The 22,666-nt window shown below is 39.0% G+C and carries 18 protein-coding genes; 9 read left to right on the top strand and 9 right to left on the bottom strand.

The window, feature by feature from the left end; genetic code table 11:
- Window positions 1-179: 179 nt before the first annotated feature.
- The 6 genes from BM143_RS09305 (at window position 180) to BM143_RS09330 (ending at window position 6,853) form a co-directional block, all read left to right on the top strand.
- Entirely contained in the window at window positions 180-1,172 is a 993-nt protein-coding gene (locus BM143_RS09305) for an alpha/beta hydrolase (protein WP_167375267.1), read from the top strand.
- Between the two features lie 333 nt (window positions 1,173-1,505).
- Window positions 1,506-2,870 carry an AAA family ATPase gene (locus tag BM143_RS09310; RefSeq protein WP_090024226.1) on the top strand — a complete coding sequence of 455 codons (1,365 nt, stop codon included), beginning with the start codon at window positions 1,506-1,508 and terminating at the stop codon, window positions 2,868-2,870.
- A 270-nt stretch (window positions 2,871-3,140) separates the two neighbouring features.
- Window positions 3,141-4,247, top strand: coding sequence for an NAD(P)/FAD-dependent oxidoreductase (locus BM143_RS09315; protein WP_090024227.1), 1,107 nt, complete (start codon window positions 3,141-3,143; stop codon window positions 4,245-4,247).
- Between the two features lie 138 nt (window positions 4,248-4,385).
- Window positions 4,386-4,691 carry a hypothetical protein gene (locus BM143_RS09320; RefSeq protein WP_090024228.1) on the top strand — a complete coding sequence of 102 codons (306 nt, stop codon included), beginning with the start codon at window positions 4,386-4,388 and terminating at the stop codon, window positions 4,689-4,691.
- A 266-nt stretch (window positions 4,692-4,957) separates the two neighbouring features.
- Window positions 4,958-6,070, top strand: coding sequence for a peptide chain release factor 2 (gene prfB, locus BM143_RS09325; protein WP_090024229.1), 1,113 nt, complete (start codon window positions 4,958-4,960; stop codon window positions 6,068-6,070).
- Window positions 6,071-6,157: 87 nt separating this feature from the next.
- Window positions 6,158-6,853, top strand: a complete 696-nt coding sequence (locus BM143_RS09330; RefSeq protein WP_034726522.1) for a DedA family protein — start codon at window positions 6,158-6,160, stop codon at window positions 6,851-6,853.
- A gap of 42 nt (window positions 6,854-6,895) precedes the next feature.
- On the opposite strand, the gene BM143_RS09335 is transcribed toward BM143_RS09330, so the two are convergent.
- Both BM143_RS09335 and BM143_RS09340 read right to left on the bottom strand, forming a co-directional pair.
- Entirely contained in the window at window positions 6,896-7,765 is an 870-nt protein-coding gene (locus tag BM143_RS09335; RefSeq protein ID WP_090024230.1) for an alpha/beta hydrolase, read from the bottom strand.
- 276 nt (window positions 7,766-8,041) lie between these two features.
- A complete protein-coding gene (locus BM143_RS09340) occupies window positions 8,042-9,430 on the bottom strand; it encodes a serine hydrolase domain-containing protein (RefSeq protein ID WP_090024231.1) in 1,389 nt (462 codons plus the stop codon).
- Between the two features lie 162 nt (window positions 9,431-9,592).
- Here BM143_RS09340 and BM143_RS09345 point away from each other — a divergent pair, with 162 nt between their 5' ends.
- Complete coding sequence (locus tag BM143_RS09345; protein ID WP_034726515.1) at window positions 9,593-10,492, top strand: DUF808 domain-containing protein; 900 nt, start codon at window positions 9,593-9,595, stop codon at window positions 10,490-10,492.
- Between the two features lie 69 nt (window positions 10,493-10,561).
- Here BM143_RS09345 and BM143_RS09350 read toward each other — a convergent pair whose 3' ends face one another.
- From BM143_RS09350 to proS, 6 genes are all read right to left on the bottom strand, one after another.
- The gene (locus BM143_RS09350) at window positions 10,562-11,572 is read right to left on the bottom strand and encodes a hypothetical protein (RefSeq protein ID WP_090024232.1); all 1,011 of its coding nucleotides are present in this window, start codon (window positions 11,570-11,572) and stop codon (window positions 10,562-10,564) included.
- Window positions 11,573-11,731: 159 nt separating this feature from the next.
- Window positions 11,732-12,853 (bottom strand): molecular chaperone DnaJ, encoded by a 1,122-nt coding sequence (dnaJ, locus tag BM143_RS09355; RefSeq protein ID WP_034726513.1) that lies wholly within the window; start codon window positions 12,851-12,853, stop codon window positions 11,732-11,734.
- Window positions 12,854-12,934: 81 nt separating this feature from the next.
- Window positions 12,935-13,471: a nucleotide exchange factor GrpE gene (locus BM143_RS09360; RefSeq protein WP_090024233.1), complete on the bottom strand. Its 537-nt coding sequence runs from the start codon at window positions 13,469-13,471 to the stop codon at window positions 12,935-12,937.
- A 412-nt stretch (window positions 13,472-13,883) separates the two neighbouring features.
- On the bottom strand, window positions 13,884-15,215 hold the full coding sequence (locus BM143_RS09365) for an Nramp family divalent metal transporter (RefSeq protein ID WP_090024234.1): 1,332 nt from the start codon (window positions 15,213-15,215) through the stop codon (window positions 13,884-13,886).
- A gap of 114 nt (window positions 15,216-15,329) precedes the next feature.
- Complete coding sequence (locus BM143_RS09370; protein ID WP_090024235.1) at window positions 15,330-16,631, bottom strand: OmpA family protein; 1,302 nt, start codon at window positions 16,629-16,631, stop codon at window positions 15,330-15,332.
- A gap of 119 nt (window positions 16,632-16,750) precedes the next feature.
- Window positions 16,751-18,226 (bottom strand): proline--tRNA ligase, encoded by a 1,476-nt coding sequence (gene proS / locus BM143_RS09375; protein WP_090024236.1) that lies wholly within the window; start codon window positions 18,224-18,226, stop codon window positions 16,751-16,753.
- 144 nt (window positions 18,227-18,370) lie between these two features.
- Between proS and BM143_RS24130 the strand changes: the two genes are divergently transcribed.
- Together BM143_RS24130 and BM143_RS09385 are read left to right on the top strand one after the other, a co-directional pair.
- Window positions 18,371-19,495, top strand: a complete 1,125-nt coding sequence (locus BM143_RS24130; protein ID WP_090024237.1) for a prolyl-tRNA synthetase — start codon at window positions 18,371-18,373, stop codon at window positions 19,493-19,495.
- A 53-nt stretch (window positions 19,496-19,548) separates the two neighbouring features.
- Window positions 19,549-20,928, top strand: a complete 1,380-nt coding sequence (locus BM143_RS09385) for an OmpP1/FadL family transporter (protein WP_228430741.1) — start codon at window positions 19,549-19,551, stop codon at window positions 20,926-20,928.
- Window positions 20,929-21,001: 73 nt separating this feature from the next.
- On the opposite strand, the gene BM143_RS09390 is transcribed toward BM143_RS09385, so the two are convergent.
- A complete protein-coding gene (locus BM143_RS09390; RefSeq protein WP_090024239.1) occupies window positions 21,002-22,654 on the bottom strand; it encodes a RagB/SusD family nutrient uptake outer membrane protein in 1,653 nt (550 codons plus the stop codon).
- Window positions 22,655-22,666 lie beyond the last annotated feature (12 nt).

Here is a 22,666-nt window from a genome sequence, read left to right on the forward strand (position 1 = left end):
TAGTAGTAGTCTATGTAATTAACAGAATGTTACAGGATCTGAATTTTTTTTAACAGATATTTTATTTGCTGCCATAAGATTCGATGTAACAAGATTCACAGGATCATTGTTTTATGGATGTAACTATTTTTATGGAACACATACCTATTGTAGAATCATCACATCAAAAAAATATAACTATGAAAATTATGAAATGGACGAAGCGTATTCTTATGGCGCTGTTTTTAATCATTATTGTTCTGCTGATTACAGGATTTGCCTTTGAAAAAATTTCCCGGGCAAGGGCTGAAAAAATTAAACCGGACGGTGAGTTTGCAGAAGTTGAAAATCATAAAATGCATTACCTTAAAGAAGGAACGGGCGGTCCGACGGTCGTTTTTGAAACCGCTTTTGATCCTGCAGGTCATTTGCAATGGTACCATATCCAGAAAGATCTTCCCAAAACCTACACTACTTTTTCCTACGACAGATCCGGAATTTTGTGGAGCGAGCGCGGAACCAATCCTAAAACTGGTGAGAAAATAGCAGAAGAACTTCATACATTACTTGAAAAAGCCGGTGCGCCGAAACCCTATATCCTGGTCGGACATTCTTTTGGTGGAATGCTGACGAGATTTTTCGTTAAAAAATACCCTCAGGATGTGGCAGGCGTGATATTGGTAGACAGTCAGTATCCTGCTGATGAAAAATTTCTTTCCCTGGAAATGCATAAAATGGTGAATCAGGGCCTTCCCGGAGGATTTTTGAAGTTCGCGAATACTTTTGGAGCAGCGAGACTGATGTTTAAAAATATGTTTCCGTTAGGAGAACAGTATAAATACCAAAATTCATTGATGCCTGCATTGCTTTACAAAAGTGCCGATGCTACCCTGGAAGAGCAGGATCATATGAAATCCATTAAAAAAGAAGCGGCGGTTATCAGTTCCTTTGGATCTATTCCTTTGTACGTGATCACGGCAGGAGATAAAACCCGATATGATACTTTTATTAAAGAACCGAAATTAAAAAACGAAATGCTTGGCGCATGGGATAAAATGCAGAAAGATTTACTGAATTTATCTACCGACAGCAAACAGATTGTAGTCCCTACAAGTGGCCATTACATCAATCAGGATCAACCCAAGGTAGTAGAAGAAACAGTGAATGAAATGGTGAAAAAAGTCAAAGATTAAGACATCTCAATGGTCAGTTTTGCTTCGCATGTGAATGGTGAATTTTAGGTTGTGAGAGCCAAGAAACGTCAGTTCGACGAAGTCAATCAAGATACAAGAACCAAGATATTAGATTTTAGATAGCAGATTGTTAACTCAATAACTATGAACTAGCAACCAGCAACTGACAACATTCTCCAAACCCAATTTACACTAAGACGCTCAAACACTCAAACACTCAAACTCTCTCACCCTCAAACGCTCAAACCCACAACGCGGACTATCAATTTTACTACATTTTCAATAGATGTTCAAAATTAAAATATTAAATTTGATAGAATTAATCGTTTGTTTATGAAGTTAATTGAATTAGCGAAGGAGCTTAACGTTTCGGCAGAAGCCATCAAACAGTTTATCCAGGATTTTGATCTGGAGCTGGGCGTCTGCATCAGTACCAACTTTGAAGTGAAGGAAGATTTTGAGAAGTTTGCCCGTGAAAATCTGGATTTTTTAAAGCTTTATGAAAAAGATCTGGACAAAAATAAAACACTGGAACAGATCGCTGAAGTGATCAACCAGCCGAAGGAAAAAGTAGAAGAAGCCATCAAGGAAACCAATCCTAATATTTTTGACAACGGTTTTTTCCGTTCGTCTATCTCAAGTTACGGCATTGATAATAAACTCGGTGGCAACTATCAGTTTGTCTATGATTATTTTGGGCAAAAAACCAGCCTGATGCACCGGGATTTTATCGGGTACAGAGATTTATTCTTTTATATATCGGCGGTTTTGGAACCATTCCTGAATCCTCAGCAGATCAAAGACTGGGGAATCCACAAACCGGCAGGAATTATCCTTTACGGACCTCCGGGAAGTGGAAAAATTTTCTGGGCGACTAAAATTGCTGAAATTATAGGCTATCAATTTAAGGAAGTTAAAAAACATTATCTGGGAACCTCTTTTATTGATGGTAATCAAACGAACTTTACTGATTTTCTGGTTACGATGATGAAAGAAGAAAAAGTGCTGCTTTTCCTCGATGATTTCGACGAAATTATGATGGAACGAAAAGCAGAAACAGATCTGGCTTCCTGTAATCTTGAAACCCAGGAACTCATTCTGCATTATATCGGAAAATTTGAAAAAGAAGAACTGCTGATGGTTGGTTCTGCCAATTCCGTTTCGGAAATCGATGAAGAAATTCTCGCTCCGGGAAGGTTTGATGTGATGATTCCGATATTTCCACCCAATGCGGCAGAACGTTCAGAAATCATTTTATATGCGATGACTAGAGGACTTGAAGAAGATTCACTTCTCTATAAAATTCTTAAAAAGAACAAAGCGGATAAAGTTCCGTTCTGGCATGAGATTTCGGCTAAAATGAAAGCATTCAGCAATACCATGTTGGTTGATTTTACGCAGAGTCTTAAAAAACGTCTTAAAAACCAATACCAGAGAACCAAAAACGAAAACCTGAAGATCGATCAGGTCCTTCTGAATGCAGCTTTAAGAGATGCCGGCGGAAAGCTTACCGAAGAATATCTGGATCAGGTGGCCAGATTCCTTGGAGATGCCATTATCAATAATTTCGACGAATTCCGATTCAGAATACAAGCCCTGAAAAAAGAACTGGAAACCTATAAAGTGGTGGAAGAACCAAGAAGAGAGATTGGATTTCATCATAATGGGGAAGAGGAGAGTGGCGGAGCACAGGGGTGATGCGTCCTGGTTTGGGAGTTTGAGTGTAGGAGGGTTTTAGAGTGGGAGAGTCTTAGTGTAAATTGGGTTCGGAGTATGTTGTCGGTTGCTGGTTCATAGTTGCTGAGTTAACAATCTGCTATCTAAAATCTGACGTCTGACGTCTGACATCTTGGTTCTTGTATCTTGATTCTAAAATTCACCATTCACTTGCGAAGCAAAACTGACCATTGACATATCTTAATCTCAGCCTAGAATTAAAAATTACTCATCACTTATTACTCATTACTCATGAACAGCGTTTGGGAACTTGAAACCTTTTACAGAAAAAGAGATATCGTTATTATCGGGTCAGGATTTTCCGGGCTGTGGACGGCTGTGTCCATTAAGGAAAAATATCCTGAAAAATCGGTTTTAATTATTGAACGAAATACAGTTCCACTGGGAGCTTCAACCCGCAATGCCGGATTTGCCTGTTTTGGAAGCCTTACGGAAGTCATTGCCGATTCTCAGAAGATGGGCTGGGAGAAGACACTGGAGCTTGTTAAGATGAGGTTTGAAGGTCTTCAGAAGATCAGAAGCTATTTTAAAAGCAGTGAAATCGATTTTGAACTGGACGGAGGTTATGAAATTTTGAATAATGATGAACCTTTACAGCAGCTTGATGTCGTTAATGAAAAACTGAAAGCAATAACCGGTCTCGATAAAACCTACGCTCTGAATCAGGAGAAGCTCAAAGAATTCGGTCTCGGAAAATCTGAATTTTTGGTAGAAAACCCATGTGAAGGAAGTCTACATTCCGGAAAACTTTTGCAACAACTTCTGGAGAAATGTTATGAGCTGAAAGTTGAATTTCTTTTCGGAACAGAAGTGAAAAATATTGATGAAAATGCTGAAGAAATCAATCTTCACTTGTCAGAAACGCTTTCTGTAAAGGCTGATAAGATAATTTACTGTACGAATGCTTTCAGTTCAAAATTTCTTGAAAAAGAGGAAATCATTCCTGCACGTGGACAGATCATTTTAACGGAACCCATTGAAGATTTAAAACTCAGAGGAACGTTCCACTATGATGAAGGATTCTACTATTTCAGAAATCTCGGAAATAGGATTCTGCTAGGCGGTGGCCGGAATCAGGATTTTAAAACAGAAGAAACCACCAGTTTTGAAACCACAGAATTTTTACAGAACCATTTGGAACAATTTTTAAAAGAAGTTATTCTGCCGAATCAAGACGTTAAGATCTCTCTCCGCTGGTCAGGCATTATGGCTATGGGTTCCGAAAAATCGCCGATCGTAAAGCAACTTACCAATCGACAATTCTGCGCAGTAAGACTCTCGGGAATGGGAGTGGCATTGGCTCCGAAAATAGGAGAGATGGTGGCTGGGATGGTGTAGATTTTAGACATCAGACATCAGACATCAGACATCAGATTTTAGGTTTTAGTTTGAGGTTAAGCGAAGGTTTAAACTGAGATTTATAAGACTGTTTCATTTAAAGTTTCATAAATAAATTGAATTGATGAGGTGTTAAAAATGTATAAATACACAATTTTTTTATCCGTATCGACAATTCCGTTAGCTGTATTGGGCGTATTTTTTGCGGGTGGAGGGCATGGAAATTATTTTTTGCTTTTACTGCTCTTTCCCTTTAGTCTGCTTGGAACACTCTTTAATGAAGTAATTTCTTTTATTTTTATAATTATAGGCTTGTTGCAACTTCCTATCTACGGCTTCCTGCTGGATAGATTTACAGTAAAAAAAGCATTTCCCGTTATTATAGGAATTCATATTGCCTGCATGATTATTCTTTTTTTATTGAAAAGAGATGAACTTTTCTAGTTAAGTGTTTTCTTACTGGATATAATTTCATTGGTAAAATCTGATAAAGATTTAGAGAACAGATTTCAGACTATAACTTAGATTAAAATGATAATTTGAACTCTATATTCTCAAACCCTACAACTCTCAAACTCTCAAACCCGAATCCCACACCCCAAAATACTAACACCCTCAAACGCTCCCACTCTAAAACCCTCCACACTCAAACTCAAACTCAAACTCACAAACCCGAAAAATTCCGTATTTTTGTGTAAAATTAAAATTTCGTGATCAACAACGACCAGATAAAAGAAGTTCAGTCTAGAATTACAGACTTACATAAATACCTTCAGATCGACAAAAAGAAGATAGAAATATCGAATGATGATGAAAAAACCGCCGCTCCTGAATTTTGGGATGCTCCAAAGGAAGCAGAAGTTTTTCTGAAGCAGCTTCGTTCCAAAAAAAGATGGGTGGAAGATTATGAGGAGATCAGTACCCAGTTTGAAGACCTGCAGGTGCTGGCAGAATTTGCCAAAGAAGATCCCGATTCTGAAAAAGAGCTGGATGAAACATTTCCCAAGCTTGTAGAAAAAATAGAAGACCTTGAATTCAAAAATATGCTTTCCAATGAAGGGGATGAGCTTTCTGCTGTCCTTCAGATCACAGCGGGAGCAGGTGGTACAGAAAGTTGTGACTGGGCTGCAATGTTGATGAGAATGTATACGATGTGGGCGGAAAAGCAGGGCTATAAGATCCGTGAGCTCAACTATCAGGAAGGAGATGTAGCCGGTGTAAAAACAGTTACTCTTGAAATTGATGGTGAATATGCCTTCGGATATCTGAAAGGCGAGAACGGTGTACACAGACTGGTAAGAATCTCACCTTTTGACAGTAATGCAAAACGTCACACAAGTTTCGTTTCCGTATACGTTTATCCTTTGGTGGATGATACGATTGAGATCAACATCAATCCTGCAGATATTTCATTTGAAACCATGAGATCTTCCGGAGCAGGAGGTCAGAATGTGAACAAGGTAGAAACAGCCGTACGTCTTCGTCACGCACCAACAGGAATTATCATTGAAAACTCCGAATCCCGTTCCCAGCTTCAGAACAAGGAAAAAGCCATGCAGCTCCTTCGTTCCAGACTTTATGAAATGGAGCTTGAAGCGCGTATGAAAGCCAGAACAGAGATCGAGGCCAATAAGATGAAAATAGAGTGGGGAAGTCAGATCAGAAACTACGTGATGCATCCATATAAATTAGTAAAAGACGTTCGTTCTGCGCATGAAACTTCAGATGTGGATTCTGTAATGAACGGAAATATCACACCATTCCTGAAAGCCTTCCTAATGGCCGATGGGACCGCTGTTTCAGACGATGATATGGACTTGTAAAATATCATGTCTCTATTTTAGTTAAAATCTTATAATTAATTTTTGTTTAAGACTTTTTACGCTTACTTTTGTTGTCAATCGTTATATATGGAAGATTTCAATAGCTGGAGAGATTTACTGAACCCCGAGTTTTACATTAAAATGGGTGGGTTTTGGCTTATTTTATTTATTGTTTTTGCTGAAACAGGACTTTTTGTAGGATTTTTCCTGCCTGGAGATTCACTACTGTTCGTGTCAGGAATTTATGCCGTTGATATCATCAAAGAGACTTTTGGCTCTACAGGGAGCGATTTATTAGATACTACTATTCTTGCTTCGTGTGTAGCGCTTGCTGCCATTATTGGAAACGAGGTTGGCTACTATTTTGGAGTGAAAACAGGTCCTGCTTTATACAAAAAGCAAGATACCATGCTGTTTAAAAAGAAATATCTTTATCAGGCTCATGACTTTTTTGAAAAACACGGTGCACTGGCTATCATTATGGCGAGATTTTTACCGGTGGTGAGAACCTTTACGCCCATTGTTGCAGGGATTGTAAAAATGGATAAGAGAGAATTCTTGAGAGATAATGTTATCGGAGCTGTTCTATGGTCATTTGTATTGATCTTTGCTGGACATTACTTAGATAAGTTATTCCAGGAACAGTTTGGAATCAATTTAAAAGAAAAACTGGAGCTGATCATTATTATCATCGTGCTGGTAACAACGCTTCCGGTGATCATCAAATTTGTATTCGGTAAAAAAGAAGACCATTCGAAATACGAAAACAAAGATTTAGATTAAGAAAAATCATACAATCATATCAATAACCTGCTTTACGGCGGGTTATTTTTTTATCCATTCCAGAATGTTGGGGTAAATAATGCTGTCCCTTTTTATCCTGCTAAAAAACCTTGGAACGTGGCCTGTTCTTTTCATAAAGATCAGTTTGTGGGGAATATTCTTTTTCGTGAGGGCAGAATCCATAGACAATCCCTGGTGTTGGTTAACCAGGAAATCATTGTTTCCCTGAAACAGCAGCGTAGGAACATTGGAGATATTGGCTATCGGACTGGCTTCCTTAAAGGCCTCAGATATATTTTTTCGGTCAAATTTCTCTCCTACCACCTTCTGAAAAGTAGGAGAAGTATATTTTGAATAGAATGAATTAAGATACTCGGGGCTGTAAAAATCTGTTGGTCCGCTTAAAGAGATAATTTTTTTGATCTGCTCCGGATGCTTGTAACCGTAGAGTAGGGCAAGATGCCCGCCGGCGCTTTCCCCGAGAAGGATATAATTGTTGGGTTGAAGTTCTGCTTTTTCGGCCAGTGAATTAAACTTTTCAATAGCATATCCAATGTCTTCCAGCTGTTGCTTATAGGTGATGTTCTTCTGCTTTGAAACAAGCCTGTAATTCATATTAATGCTTGGAATCTTATGTTCAAAAAGCATTTTCTGAATCTTGATCATATGCTCTTTCTTTCCAAGAGTCCATGCTCCGCCATGAACGATAAGGACTACAGGAGCATCTTCAGCATAATCCAAAGGAAGGAATACGTCCATCTTTTGCCTTTTATGATCGCCGTATTTTAGGTTGTAAATTTTCTGCTGGCCACCAGTGCCTACCCAAACCCTGAATCTTGTATTGCATGACTGCAGCAGGAAGCTGAGGCATCCTATGATGAAAAAATGGTATCTGAGAATGAGCTTTTTCATTACTTAAATTTACGAAAAAATTACGGATTTCGGGGTGCGGGTTTGAGTGTAAGAGAGTTTGATTATATGAGAGTTTGAGTGTCTTAGTGTAAATTGGGTTTGGAGAATGTTCTCAGTTGCTGGTTCATAGTTATTGAGTTAACAATCTGCTGTCTGAGATCTGAAATCTTGGTTCTTGTATCTTGATTGACTTCGTCGAACTTACGTTTCTTGGTTCTCATAAACTAAAATTCACCATTCACTTGCGAAGCAAAACTGACTATTCACCATTTTTGTTTAAAGCTTTTCCGCCGTTTTAGAAGAAAGCCCTTTTTTGATCATAACCACATCTTTTTCACCCTTTTTGAAAGTGAAAGATATTTCGGTATCATCATCCTGCAGGAAAAATACATCCTCTTTTTCAGCCAGCATTCTTACCTTGGGATCATTATCGTTTTGAATAAAAAGCTGCCCGTTTTCGTTCAGAATATGAACAATGTGATCATCTGAAAGGGCATAATTCCCCGGATATTTTTTGAGTAAATCAGTACTTAAAGTGACTTCTTTCTTAGGTTGTGGAAGCGTGTAAGGCTGTCCTAAAATTGACGCTAAAATAGTATTTCCCGCCTTTTCCAATTTTTTACTTGTGATATTGTTGAGCAGTATAATGCAGAGATCCTCATCGGGAAGCATCGCAAAATAGCTTGTGGAACCTTCTATATTTCCACCGTGATTGATCAGTTTTTTCCCATAAAGATCATCAACGAACCAACCATAGGCGTAGCCACTCAGATAAGGTGTGGTCGCTTTTTTAAATGATTCTTTGGAAACAATGGTATAGTCCCGTAAGCCTTTATAATACTTGTAAAGATCTTCAGCAGTACTGTAAATCTGTCCTGCAGGGCCGGTTAATGTAGGATTCCATATTTCTATTTTTTCCTGCTTCGTTTTTGAAATATAGGAATAGGGGACCGTTTTGTAAGGGCTTTTCAAAGCAAGGTAATCAAAACCGGTATGCGTCATCTTCAGAGGATTTAAGATGATTTTTCTTACTGCATCTTCATAAGAAAGTCCCGTTACTTTTTCAATGATTACGCCCAGTAAAATATATCCGGAATTAGTATATGAGAACTGCATGCCGGGTTCAAAATCCAGCGGCTCATCTTTGAAAAAAGAAAGTTCCTTGCTTTTGGTAATAGTCTCTCCGGTGTGAAGCAGGCGGAAGTACTCTTTATTTCGCAGCGCTTCGTAAATTCCTGAGGAATGAGTAAGGAGATGCTCAATGGTTATGTCTTTGCCTCTCGGATAATCAGGAATGAACTTTGAAATGGGGTCTTTGAATGAAAGTTTCCCTTCTTCGCTGAGCTTTACAATCGTTAAAGCAGTGAAAGATTTGGTCAAAGAAGCGATCTGGTAGACACTTTTATCCTGATTGGGTATCTTTTTTTCTGCATTTTGCCAGCCGTAAGACCTTTCGAAAATGGTTTTATTCTGATAATGAACCAAAGCTGTTCCGTTGAACTTATTGATAGCTGCATATGCTTTTATAATGCGGTCTATTTCCTTCTTCCGTTCTTGATTGATATCGCTTACATTAGACTTAGCCTGAGCTTTTAGAGAAGATGAGAATGTACTAAACATAAGAATCATACATCCTAAAACGAAAATATAAGATTGATGGCGCATGGGATCTGGTTTTAAAAACGGTTAAAAATAAGCAGACTTTTGCTTACATCAACGGTCCGTCCTCAGAAAATATTTAAAATTAATATCCAGAAACAAATAAAAATAGATTTTAATAATTATTTTTGCTCCACTTAACATATATTAAAAAAATATTAAAATAATATGGCATCTGGTTTTTTTGCAATTTTAGATGATATCGCGGCGCTGATGGATGATGTAGCTGTTACAAGTAAAATAGCCACGCAGAGAACAGCAGGTATTCTGGGCGATGACCTGGCTGTGAATGCAGAGAAAGCTACTGGTTTTCTTTCTTCACGGGAAATTCCGGTTTTGTGGGCCATTACAAAAGGCTCCTTTATCAATAAGCTGATTATTCTTCCTGTGGTATTCCTTCTTAACTGGCTCTATGCTCCGGCGATTAACTATGTGCTGATCCTGGGTGGTTTATATCTGGCGTTTGAAGGCGTTGAAAAGATCATAGAATTTCTTTTTCACCGGGATAAAAAAGGCCACGAAGTGGTAGAAGAAATTGTAGAAGACGAGAAGAGTGATGAAGAAATAGAAAAAGCAAAGGTAAAATCGGCCATCACCACAGATTTTATTTTATCTGTTGAGATTGTCATCATTGCTTTGGGAACCGTTTTGGAAGAAAGTCATCCTTTCATCACCCAGATTCTGGTAACGAGTCTGGTTGCCTTTATCGCTACGGTGGGTGTATACGGAATTGTTGCTTTGATCGTAAGAATGGATGATGCAGGATTTAAATTAATCAAAAAGAGTAATGATAAAGGTTTCTTTGGAAAGCTTGGACACTTTTTGGTGAATGCTTTACCTGTTGTTATTAAAGCTTTAGGAGTTATAGGTACCATCGCTTTGATTATGGTAGCCGGCGGTATTTTTGCACACAGAATAGAATTTCTTCACCATGTTTTACCTTCATGGTCTTCCAATGAGTTGCTTACTATTCTTAAAGAAATTATTCTGGGACTTATAGGAGGTCTGTTTGCGGTTGCACTTTTTACGATAGGAAAAGGGGCTGTTTCTTTGGTCAAGAAGAAATAAAAAATAAAAGAATTAAATTTAAATATTCAAAAAAGCCTGCACTCAGATATGAATGCAGGCTTTTTTATATTATTTTTTCAGATTTGACCGGATTAATTCCATGATGGTTACCGACTTTGTTCCAAACATATCTTTTACCCAGAATGCTGATTCCTGTTGCCGCTCCAGGATTAAAAATAGTACCAGACCTTCTTCCTGTGACCACCATCTTCCATTTCTCCTGACTCCCTTTATGGCAGTTTCCAGATCTGTGCTACCTCCTTCAGGGTGAATAAGCCATAAATACATTGAATATTGTCCGAGACCTTCCATAGTAAGAAACAGATCATCCATTGCCGCCAAGGTCTTGTATTTCCCTTTTAAATATTTTTTTTGCCTTTTATCCATCAGATTAAGGCCTTTTAATAGCTCTTCCTGATCAAGTTCTTTATTGGAAATACTATTATAGAAGGTACTTACTTCAGTATTAAACAGGTCAACATATGCTTTATTCTGGCTGAAAATATTCTGAAGCATATCATCATTGGTATTAACCCCAAAATTATGCTCCTTTTCATATTGGGTAATTTTTATTCCAAAATTCAGCATTTGCTGCGAATGGGAAAATTCATGAAGAAATACCCCGGTAATTAAATTGTCCAATCCGAGTTCCTTGCTTTCTACGCCTGCTTTTTTCCAGAAGCTGGGAAGGGGCATCACGAAAAAAGAATGATGTGCAGTATCGGGAATCTCCGAAGCATAAGAGGTAATGCCTACCGGAATAGAATTTTTGTTGGGTAGAGTAATTGTGCCATGGTGAAGGGCCTTTTTCCAATTGAGTTTTAAATTTAAAAGGCTGGGTCCGTTAATAGTTTCCCCTTTATTTATAGTAACTGTAGAAGTTGAATACACATAATTTTCGTCAAAGAATACAAATTCTACAGGCGTTATGGTGTCAATTTTATAAATGTTCTGATAAACCAATATCCATGCGGAAAACCAATGGGTCACTGTCTTTTGAAACTCTTCATTCGGACTGTTCTGTCCAAATGCTTTGACCTGGAAAATAAGAAGTACCAGAAAAAAGTATATTTTCTTCATAGGTGTTGGATTGTGTAATAAGCCAATATACAAAATATTACGATAAAGAAAGAGTCCGTAATTCCGGTTCTTGATGAAGATAAAATCAAGCCCCTTACAACAAAAAAGCCGGAAGAAAAATCTTCCGACCATAACTGCCATGAGGCTTTATAATATATCTTAGTTGAATAAATCTTTCACTTTATCAAAGAAAGTTTTTTCCTTTCCGGAAGGTTCTGCAACCATTTCTCCGCTGGACATCTGCTTTTCAAAGAAATCTTTCTGATCTTTTGTCAGTTTTTGCGGGGTCCATACATTGATGTGGATGAACATATCACCTTTTCCATAGCTGTCGATGCTTGGAAGGCCTTTTCCAGCCAGTCTGAGAATCTTTCCGGACTGTGTCCCCGGATCAATGGTAATTTTTACTTTACCACCTACCGTAGGCACTTCTTTCTTGGTTCCTAAAGCCGCTTCTGCAAATGAAATATATAATTCCTGGTGAAGATTGTCACCTTCTCTCTTGATTGTCTTATCTACTTCCTCTTCAATGATCACTAATAAATCACCCGGAATTCCTCCGAATGGCGCATCATTTCCTTTTCCTCTTACATTCAGCTGGATACCGTCTCTTGCACCCGCCGGAATATTAATTGAGATTTCCTCTTCATCTTTGATCAGTCCCTGTGCATTGGCACCTGCTGGAATTTTATCGGCTACTTTACCAATTCCCTGACAAGTTCCACAGGTAGTCTGCGTCTGCATTTGTCCGAACATCGTGTTCATAACCTTTAGCTGAACACCGGAACCATTACAGGTAGGACAGATTTTTGAAGTGGCACCTTCTGCCATCTTCATTTTTTTTACTTTGATGGTTTTCTGCGTTCCATTCACCATTTCCTCAAGGTTCAGCTTGATTCTGATTCTTAAATTAGAACCTTTCACCTGCTGACGTCCTCCTCCGCCGCCGCCAAAACCACCGAAGCCTCCGCCTCCGAAAATATCTCCAAACTGGCTGAAAATATCTTCCATGTTCATTCCGCCGCCGAAGCCACCGCCTCCGAAGCCACCGTTTCCACCCATTCCTGCATGACCGAACTGGTCGTATCTTGCACGTTTCTGGTCGTCGCTCAGTACTTCATACGCTTCTGCAGCTTCCTTAAATTTTTCCTCAGCCTCTTTGTCACCTGGATTTTTGTCCGGGTGAAATTTGATGGCCATTTTTCGGTATGATTTCTTTATCTCTTCGGCCGATGCAGATTTACTGATCTCAAGAACTTCGTAATAATCTCTTTTTGACATAATGCTTATAATTGATTATTGATGACTGATTAATGGTGCAATAATACATCATTTATCAGTCATCATTGATCATTGATATTTTTAGTTTCCTGTTACTACTTTTGCAAAACGGATCACTTTATCACTTAAAGTATATCCTGTTTCAATAACGTCTACGATTTTGCCTTTTAGATCTTCCGATGGTGCAGGAATCTGAGTAATCGCCTCGTGGAAGTCTACATTGAATGTATCACCTGCTCTTACTTCCATCGCTTTTAAGCCTTTTTCAGTAAGTCTGTTCTTAAATTTCTGATAGATCAGTTCTACACCCTGAAGGTCAGATGAATTTCCGTTTTTAGCAATTTCCTTTAAAGCTCTTTCGAAATCATCCAGAATACCCAGCATAGAAATCATCATATCCTGATTGGCATACTGGAAGAATTCCATCTTCTCTTTTGCCGTTCTTTTTTTATAATTTTCGAATTCAGCGTACAATCTGATGTAACGGTCTTTTTCTCCTGCCAAAAGTTCCTCTGCAGAAGGTGTTGCTGTCACATTTTCCTCAGCTGTCACTTCGTTCTGAACATTGTTTTCTTCCTGATTATTGATGCTTTCTTCGTTAATATCCTGATTTTCCATAATTCAATATTTATTTAAATAATTGTTTGACAAAGAACCTGCCAAATAGAAAATATGGACATTAAGGCAGAAAACGGAAACAGAAATTGGCTGTGAATGGTCAATTTTGCTGGGAAAACAGCAGGGGGATTGTGAAAAGTCAATTTTGCTTTGCAAGTCAATGGTGAATTGTTGTGGTTAAAAAATTCACGATTGACGACTCATCATTCACTTTATCGTTGTGAAAAGTCAATTTTGGTTTGCAAGTGAATAGTGAATTGCTGTGGTTAAAAAATTAACGATTGACAATTGACCATTCACATTCTCGTTGTGAAAAGTCAATTTTGCTTCGCAAGTGAATAGTGAATTGTTGGTACGGAAAAATTCACAATTGACAATTCACAATTCACTTTACTGTTCACGATTCACATTTTTATCCGGCAAATGTCTGATACAGCAGATACAGGTTTAATACAATAATCACTATAGAAATAACCCAGACACTGATTTTTAAAATAGGTTTATTCACGAATTCTCCCATTTTGGCTTTGTCATTGGTGAACATAACCAGAGGAACTACTGCAAAACTAAGCTGCATGGACAAAATCACCTGGCTTAAAACCAATAAATCTGTCGTTCCCTGCTCACCGTAAATGATAGCGACAATTAAAGCCGGAATGACAGCAATCAGTCTTGTGATTAATCTTCTTAACCATGGTTTTAAACGAATATTTAAGAATCCTTCCATAACGATTTGCCCCGCAAGTGTTCCCGTAAGCGTTGAGTTTTGTCCCGATGCCAGCAAAGCAATCGCAAAAGCAATACTTGCCATGGAAGCTCCCAGAATAGGAGTCAGCATTTTGTAGGCATCATGAATATCCGCAACATGCTTATTTCCGGTGGTATGGAAGGTGGCAGCGGCAAGAATAAGAATGGCTGCATTGATGAAGAAAGCCAGCATCAGGGAAACAGTACTGTCCAAAGTGGCGAACTTGATCGCTTCTTTTTTCCCTTCTCTGTCACGTGGATAATCTCTTGTCTGGACAATACTGCTGTGCAGATACAAGTTGTGAGGCATTACGGTAGCTCCTAAAATTCCGATAGCAATATAGAGCATTGCCGGGTTTTGAATGATCTCTTTCTGAGGAACCAGTCCTCCAAGAATTTCATTAAAAGCAGGCTGCGAAATCACAATTTCATAGATAAAACAGGCCAGAATAATAAAGATAAGTCCGCCTACAATGCTTTCTATCCATCGGAAACCTTTAGCCTGAAGCAAGAGAATAATCAAAACATCGACTGTTGTGATGACAATTCCCCAGGTCAGCGGAATGTGGAATAAGAGATTTAAGGCAATGGCAGAACCTATCACCTCCGCGAGATCACAGGCGGCGATGGCAATTTCACAGAATACCCAAAGGATAAAATTGGTGGTAGGACTGAAGTGGTCACGGCAGGCCTGTGCCAGATCCCTTTCAGCAACAACGCCCAACTTTACAGACAGGTGCTGCAAAACCATTGCGAAAATGTTGGAGATAAGAATCACAGAAAGCAGGGTGTACCCGAATTGAGCTCCTCCCGCAATGTCGGTAGCCCAGTTTCCCGGGTCCATATATCCTACGGCAATCATTAGTCCCGGACCAGCAAATGCAAGATATTTTCTCCAGAAAGAACCTTTTCTAGGGACTTTTATGGAGGAGTACACCTCTGGTAATGAGTGGGAAGTTTTATCTTTACGCCAGGCGTTATTTAAATTGAAATTCATAAATGTTAGAAATGACTAACAAATTTACTTAAATAAATGTAAATACGAAAGTCGGTGACAAAAAAAATCCCGAAAACTAATTTTCGGGATCCTATTTTTAAAGATTCTAAAGATCTATTTTGCAAATCTTACAGCCATTTTTCTGTCTGCAGCTCTTTCTGCATCAGAAGCTTTAGCGTCTACTTTAGCAAATTTGCTTCCGTAACCTTCAGCTTCTAAAACCTGAGCTCCAACGCCAGCTTTAGCTAGAGCACCTTTGATGTATTCGGCTCTTGCTTTAGATAATTTTACATTGCTTGCCTCATTTCCTGTTTTATCAGTATATCCTCCGATTTTAATTTTTGCATCCGGAAACGCTTTTAAAATGGCAACCAGATTGTCAAGCTGTCCCTGAGAACCAGCTTCAAGATCTGTAGAGCTTCCCATTTTGAAGTTTACATGGTCAAAATCATACCACTTATCTTTTAATGCGGCATCATCAGCTGCATTTTTATAGTCACCGGATTTCAGGAAAGTAATCATCTGATCTTCCATACCTCCTTTATAACCTTTCAGCATAACCCCGTTAAGATCGATGTTTTCATCTGTCTTCACTGCAGGTGCTGTAGTTGTAGCAGAGGTATCTGCAGGAGTTGTGGTAGCTGCTGTATCCGTTTTTGCAGCTGTAGAATCAGTAGTAGTAGTGGTCGTTGTCGTCTGTTTCTTTTCACATTGTTTCCAAAGGAAATAACCCGCGGCAATTAAAAGTAAAAGCGGAAGCAACCATTTCCAGATTGAACCTCCGCCTTCATTATTATTTCTGTCAGGATTAGTTCCTGCAGCTGTAGTACTTCTTGTAACTTCTATTTTAGGCTCTTCCGGTCTTGGAGTTGCTTCAGCGTGGGAAGTTGTAGAGCCTCCGCCAAACCAGCTTCCTAAATTCAGAGATGCCAGAGAAAGTCCTGCGGGAAGAAGTGAAGAAACAATTCCTTTCTGCTCACCCAACAGGTTCGAAATACCTGATTTGTCTAAATTATTATCAGCAGCATATTTTCCGATAGAACCTACCGTAGCTCCTGTTACTAAATTAAGCAGTGAACTGGAAGAATTATTGCTGATTCCTGCATAGGTAGCAATAGCATTCACTATTCCACTGATTTTGTCTCCAAAAATAGAGGTCAGCAATGTAGAAATAACAGGGCTGCTGGATGCACCACCTATTAAATTTCCTAAAATTCCGCTCGACGAGGCATTGGTAATTGCGTCCAAAACTCCCGGGTTATCGGAATTATTTGCTAATCCTCCTACAACTGCAGGAAGTATACCTCCAATTGCTTTTGAAATACCGGATTCACTTTCTCCAAATTGTGAAGCTGCTTGTGAAACCAAAGCGGGACCTAATTGTCCTTTAATTAAATCAATGACATTTAAAGACATAATAAATTATTTTTTTAGATTAATGTTGAATAAATTTAAACAAAAATCTGTCCAAAAGTCACTTTTTTTTGAATATTTATTTAATTTCCCGCCAGGTTTTTGAAAATCAGCAAGGTTTTTTAGTAAGCTTTTGCGAATAATACACGTCTATTAGACGGCTTTCCGCTCACCATAGAAATACCTTCTTCTACATCATCATCCATAGGAATACATCTGATGGTAGCCTTCGTTTCATCCTTGATCTGCTCTTCTTCTTCAGCTGTTCCATCCCAATGTGCGTAGATGAACCCACCTTTTTCTTCAAGAACCTTCTTGAATTCTTCATAGGTATCCACTCTTGTGATGTTATCTTTTCTGAAGTTGAATGCTTTTTCGTAAAGGTCTTTCTGAATAGTCTGCAATAATTCTTCGATATAAACATCCACTCCTTCGATAGAGCGAACTTCTTTTGTTAAATTATCTCTTCTTGCGATTTCAACAGATTTATTTTCAAGATCTCTTGGTCCCATTGCGATTCTTACAGGAACTCCTTTCAGTTCATATTCTGCAAATTTCCATCCCGGTTTGTTATGGGTATCGTCATCAAATTTTACAGAGATGCCTTTTGCTTTCAATTTAGCCACGATATCCAGTGCCACTTCGCTGATCTGAGCCAATTGCTCATCTCCCTTAAAGATAGGAACAATCACCACTTGGATTGGAGCCAGAGTAGGAGGAAGTACCAGTCCGAGATCATCAGAATGTGTCATAATTAATGCTCCCATCAAACGTGTGGAAGTTCCCCATGAGGTTGCCCATGCATGTTCAATCTTACCTTCTTTATTGGTGAATTTTACATCGAATGCTTTCGCGAAATTCTGACCCAAGAAGTGAGAGGTTCCTGCCTGAAGTGCTTTTCCGTCCTGCATCAATGCTTCGATACAATAGGTTTCGTCAGCTCCTGCAAATCGTTCAGAAGGCGTTTTTAATCCTTTCACAACCGGCATTGCCATGAACTTTTCTGCAAAATCGGCATACACATCATTCATTTTTTCAGCTTCTTCCACTGCTTCATCTTTGGTAGCATGAGCTGTGTGGCCTTCCTGCCATAAGAATTCTGCCGTTCTTAAGAACAGACGGGTTCTCATTTCCCAACGAACAACGTTTGCCCACTGGTTGATTAATATTGGAAGGTCTCTGTAAGACTGAATCCAGTTTTTGTATGTATTCCAGATAATTGCTTCAGAAGTAGGACGCACGATAAGCTCTTCTTCCAGTTTAGCATCCGGATCTACAATCAGTTTGTGTGGATTGTCCGGATCTGTTTTTAATCTATAATGGGTAACTACTGCACATTCTTTAGCAAAACCTTCTGCATTTTTTTCTTCTGCCTCAAACAGGCTCTTGGGCACAAAAAGCGGGAAATAAGCATTAACGTGACCTGTTTCTTTGAATCTTTTGTCCATTTCATCACGCATTTTTTCCCAGATTGCATAGCCGTATGGTTTGATCACCATGCATCCTCGCACTCCAGAGTTTTCAGCTAAGTCAGCTTTTACCACCAACTCATTATACCATTTGCTGTAATCTTCGCTTCTTGAGGTTAATTTTGCCATTATTTTTTAAAATTTTTTTAACTTTTGTACATTATTGTTATCTAAAAATAAAAATCTATTTTTGATAGATTTATTTACCAGTGTTTTGGTACATTTTTGGTACAGATTGCAAATATAATTTAAATTAAAAATCTTTACGTTATCATGAAAAGAAATATACATAAAAATTTGCTCGGTCTGTTAAAGTCCAAAGGGATTTTAGCGATATCGGGTGGATTGCTGCTTGTGTCCTGTGGCGCTCAGATGGGCGGATATACAGAGACCGATGGGGTATACTACGACCCCAATAAAGATACGCTGCCTGAAGGGGTGATCATCAACAACGGCGGAAACAGAGTGGGGGAAAACTATGATTATTACCAGGACTCTAATGTGATCCAGAATGCACAGACCAATTCCAGAGAACAGGACAACAGATATGATACTTGGAGTGATAACAACTGGAATACCAATGCTACAGACTCAGACTGGGGTGCGTTTGCCGGATCTCAGACCAATTATTATGATAATTCCTGGGGTTCACCTTGGGGATGGTATGGTGGTTATAGCCCTAATTGGGGCATGAACCGTGGCTGGGGCTGGGGTGGCTCATTCGGATTTGGATGGGGCGGATCCTTCGGCTGGGGCTGGGGAGGCTCTATGGGCTGGGGCAGTCCTTACTGGGGATACGGATATTCTCCTTATTGGGGCGGATATTATGACCCGTTCTGGGGTGGCGGTTACGGTAACCCATATTGGGGCTGGAACGGCGGCTACTGGGGTAATGGCTACAGACCGATCTACAGAAGAAGTGGCGGTGGCGGATTCAGTAACCCTGGGTTGACCAATAATATTTATAGAAACAATACTTATAACGGAGGTTTCAGAAACAGCAACAGTAATGGGATGAATAATTCATCCAATGGCGGCTTCAGAAGCGGAAGTACAAACGGAGGTTTTAGAAACAGTTCAAATGGAGGCTTTAGAAACAGCAACTCTACTAATAACGGAGGATTCAGACAAGGAAACATGAATGGCGGTTACCGAGGAGGACAACAGTCCGGAGGATTCCGTAATTCAAATTCTCAGCCAAGACCTAATTATAATACACAACCAAGCTATAACAATAACAACAACGGAGGATTCAGATCCAATGATGGTGGTGGTTTCAGATCTAGTGGAGGTTCTTCCGGTGGAGGTTTTAGAGGTGGAGGTTCTTCAGGTGGTGGAGGCGGTGGCTTCAGATCATCTGGCGGCGGCGGAGGCGGCGGCTTCAGAGGTGGAAGATAATTTCAAACTTAATAACTATTAAATAAATAATGTTAAAAAAATCTTTAGTATTAATGAGTGTAGCTGCTGCATTTTATGCGCAGGCTCAGGATGTTTCTATATTAAGAAATACTGTAGATGTTTATTCCAGTACTCCGATGGTGGGTTCGTCAAAATTCAATGCAATGGCTGGAGCTAACGGAGCATTAGGTGGTGACGCCAATTCCATGCTTACGAACCCTGCAGGTTTGGGAGTTGCCATTTCGGGAGAAGTTTCCGGAACATTGTCCATCGCAGGAAATAAAAATAAAAGTACGTGGGCCGGATCTACGATTGATTACAGCAAAACGAATACAGATCTTGGAAACGTAGGCGCTGTGATTACTTTCCCGCTGATGAGTGAAACGGGATGGAAGTTTATCAATATCGGGATCAATTATTCCAATCAGTCATTGGATAATTATGTAGAATCTCCGGGAAGTGATAACGTGATCAAAGATTTTACCGATAAGAGTTCTTCATTGGCAGGCCATGCTTACAATAGATACGGAAACCTTTCCAAAACCAGTTTTGGGGTGGGTGCCAATCATAATCATAATATATATGTTGGGGCTGCATTGAACTTTTTCAATGCGTCTATCGACCAATATGATACAGCAGCCTTCAAATCTGTGGCTGACGGATCTATGGAATATTTCAACAGACAAAATACGCCTATGTTTGAAAGGTCTTCAGGTTTTTCTGCCTCTGTAGGGGTAATTGGAAAGCTGAGTCCTAATTTCAGAATCGGAGGTGCTATAGAAACACCTACATTCTGGCGTATAGACAGAGATTATAATTTCTATAACGATCCTAACTATGGAGATGGAACAGGAAGTGAATCCAGAGATCTTACCACACCGCTTAAAGCGACCGTAAGTGCTGCATTCGTTGCCAGCAAAAACTTCTCACTAAATGTAGATTATACATTAGGATTGACAAGACCTAAATACACAGTAGTTACAGGTATTGAATCCGAACTGAACAGTTTCTTTAAAGAGAATTACAAGAACGTTTCAGAAGTAAGGATCGGAGCAGAATACAGAGTGAAGCAGTTCAGACTGAGAGGTGGTTATTCTTATGTGTCCAATCCTTTTGATGCTTTGACGGTGAGCCAGGTAAATCCTGACGCTTCTACCTCTGACAATTCGTACAGCAATATGATGCTTAACAGCAGAAATCTTGCTTCGTTCGGTATAGGATATGATTTCAAAGCATTTTATATAGACGCATCTTACCAGTATGTAACGTCTAAATACAGCAATCCTTACCTGAGAGGTATTGAAACAGGAAATCCTGATACAGATACCGCTTACTATTCTCCTAGCAGAATCATGTCATCTGATTACTTTGCCGTTTCAGATGTGAAAAATAACAGAAACAACTTCTTTATTACATTAGGCTGGAAGTTCTAATTCCAGATCGTGTAGTGAGTGATTAAATTGAAGGCTCCGGATCGTAAGATCCGGAGTTTTTTATTCAATATTGTTAATCAGGATTTTGTGTGAGGTTAGGCTGGATCTGGATCTGCTGCTCGGGAATATATTCTACAATGCGGTTGTGAGTATATGGGATACTGTAGAAAATATTGCTGCCATTGAGGTGAGAGCCAGGATACTGCCGGTTCATGTCTAATTTGTTTCTGTAGACATCATATTTTCTATGTGCCTCAAAGGCAAGTTCAAGTCTTCTTTCCTGAAGAGCGATTGCTAAAGAAGTTTGTCCTGTTGGTACAGCAGTGTATATTGGGATTCCTGCCCTTGTGCGGATGGTATTGATGTCGGCCAATGCATCGAATGTATTTCCTTTCTTTGCGTAAGCCTCCGCTCTATTGAGAATTATTTCAGCCAGTCTGATAACCACAGGAGACCATAAATGAGGAACTCCTTCCTGGAGTGAGCATTTTAAAATATAAAACTTGGGATAGCCATTTCTTTTATCCATGTCTTTGTCTAATTCAACATATATTTTAACATTATTAGAATTGATAAAATAATAGCTTGTTTTATTGGGTAGGATCTCAGTCTGTATCTCGTAATTTACATTATTCATGGTAAAATATGTTTTTCCGCCTTGCTGAAAAGTTTTCTGGAAAATATAGCTATAAGAGGCTCCGCCTGAAGAATTGGTTCCCTGTTGAACCCAGTATGCAACCGGAGTTGCCGGATCAGTATATTTAGGAGAAATAAATTTTAATCTTGCATCGTGAGGATTCTGATTGATCAGATCCAGATAGGAAGAAGATGCGTACATTTCACCCCAGCCTACATTCTGAATATTGGCATACATAGAACCTATTGTATACCATCCATGGTTATAATCACCATCCTTATTATATTTAAAAGCAAAAATAGTTTCCGGATTGTTTTCCGGATTTTTGGTGGCATAAGACGGTAGTTCTGCTTTTGATAACAAGGAATATTTTCCGGAATTGATTACTTTATTTGCATACTCAATGGTCTTGTCATTGTTTTCCATATAAAGATAGACTCGGGAAAGTAAAGCCTGAGCAGCTTGTTTTGAAGCATAGATATTGTTTTTGTCCAATGTCATTAATTGTTCTGCTTTCAAAAGATCACTCACAATCTGATCATAAACCTGTCCTACGGTTGCTCTTGCGGGTAAATCATTTATATTATCTGAAGTTTTCAAAGGAACGCCAGGATTTCCTGTTCCTTGATTATAAGGTCTTCCGAAGACATTGACGATAGAAAAGTACACATAAGCCCGAAGAAAATAGTTTTCCCCGATCAGTTGATCTGTTGCAGCATCTTTCCCTTCAGAAATTTTAGAAATAATCCTGTTACAGCCTATGATTGCCTTGTATCCAGTATTCCATATGATATTTGAGCGGGCATTGTTTTTAATGCTTCTGTAATTGTAGTAGTAAAAAAAAGGGTCGGTCGTTGTGCCACTGATATCAATATTGTCAGCGCCATATTCGCCGATTCTATAAAGATTATTGAAAAATCCGCCTCCATCTGCATCGCCTTTTAGTAAAGCATAGTTTCCAAAAGTTATAGTTTGTAATCCAGCAGGATCCTCCAACACGTTTTCTGACTCTTTGGAATCATAGGGGGAACGGTCTATATTGCATGCTGTAAGCAGTAACAATAGAAATAGGAATGTTATTTTTTTCATACGGCTTTAAAT

This window comes from Chryseobacterium oleae (assembly GCF_900115055.1).
Classification (GTDB): domain Bacteria; phylum Bacteroidota; class Bacteroidia; order Flavobacteriales; family Weeksellaceae; genus Chryseobacterium; species Chryseobacterium oleae.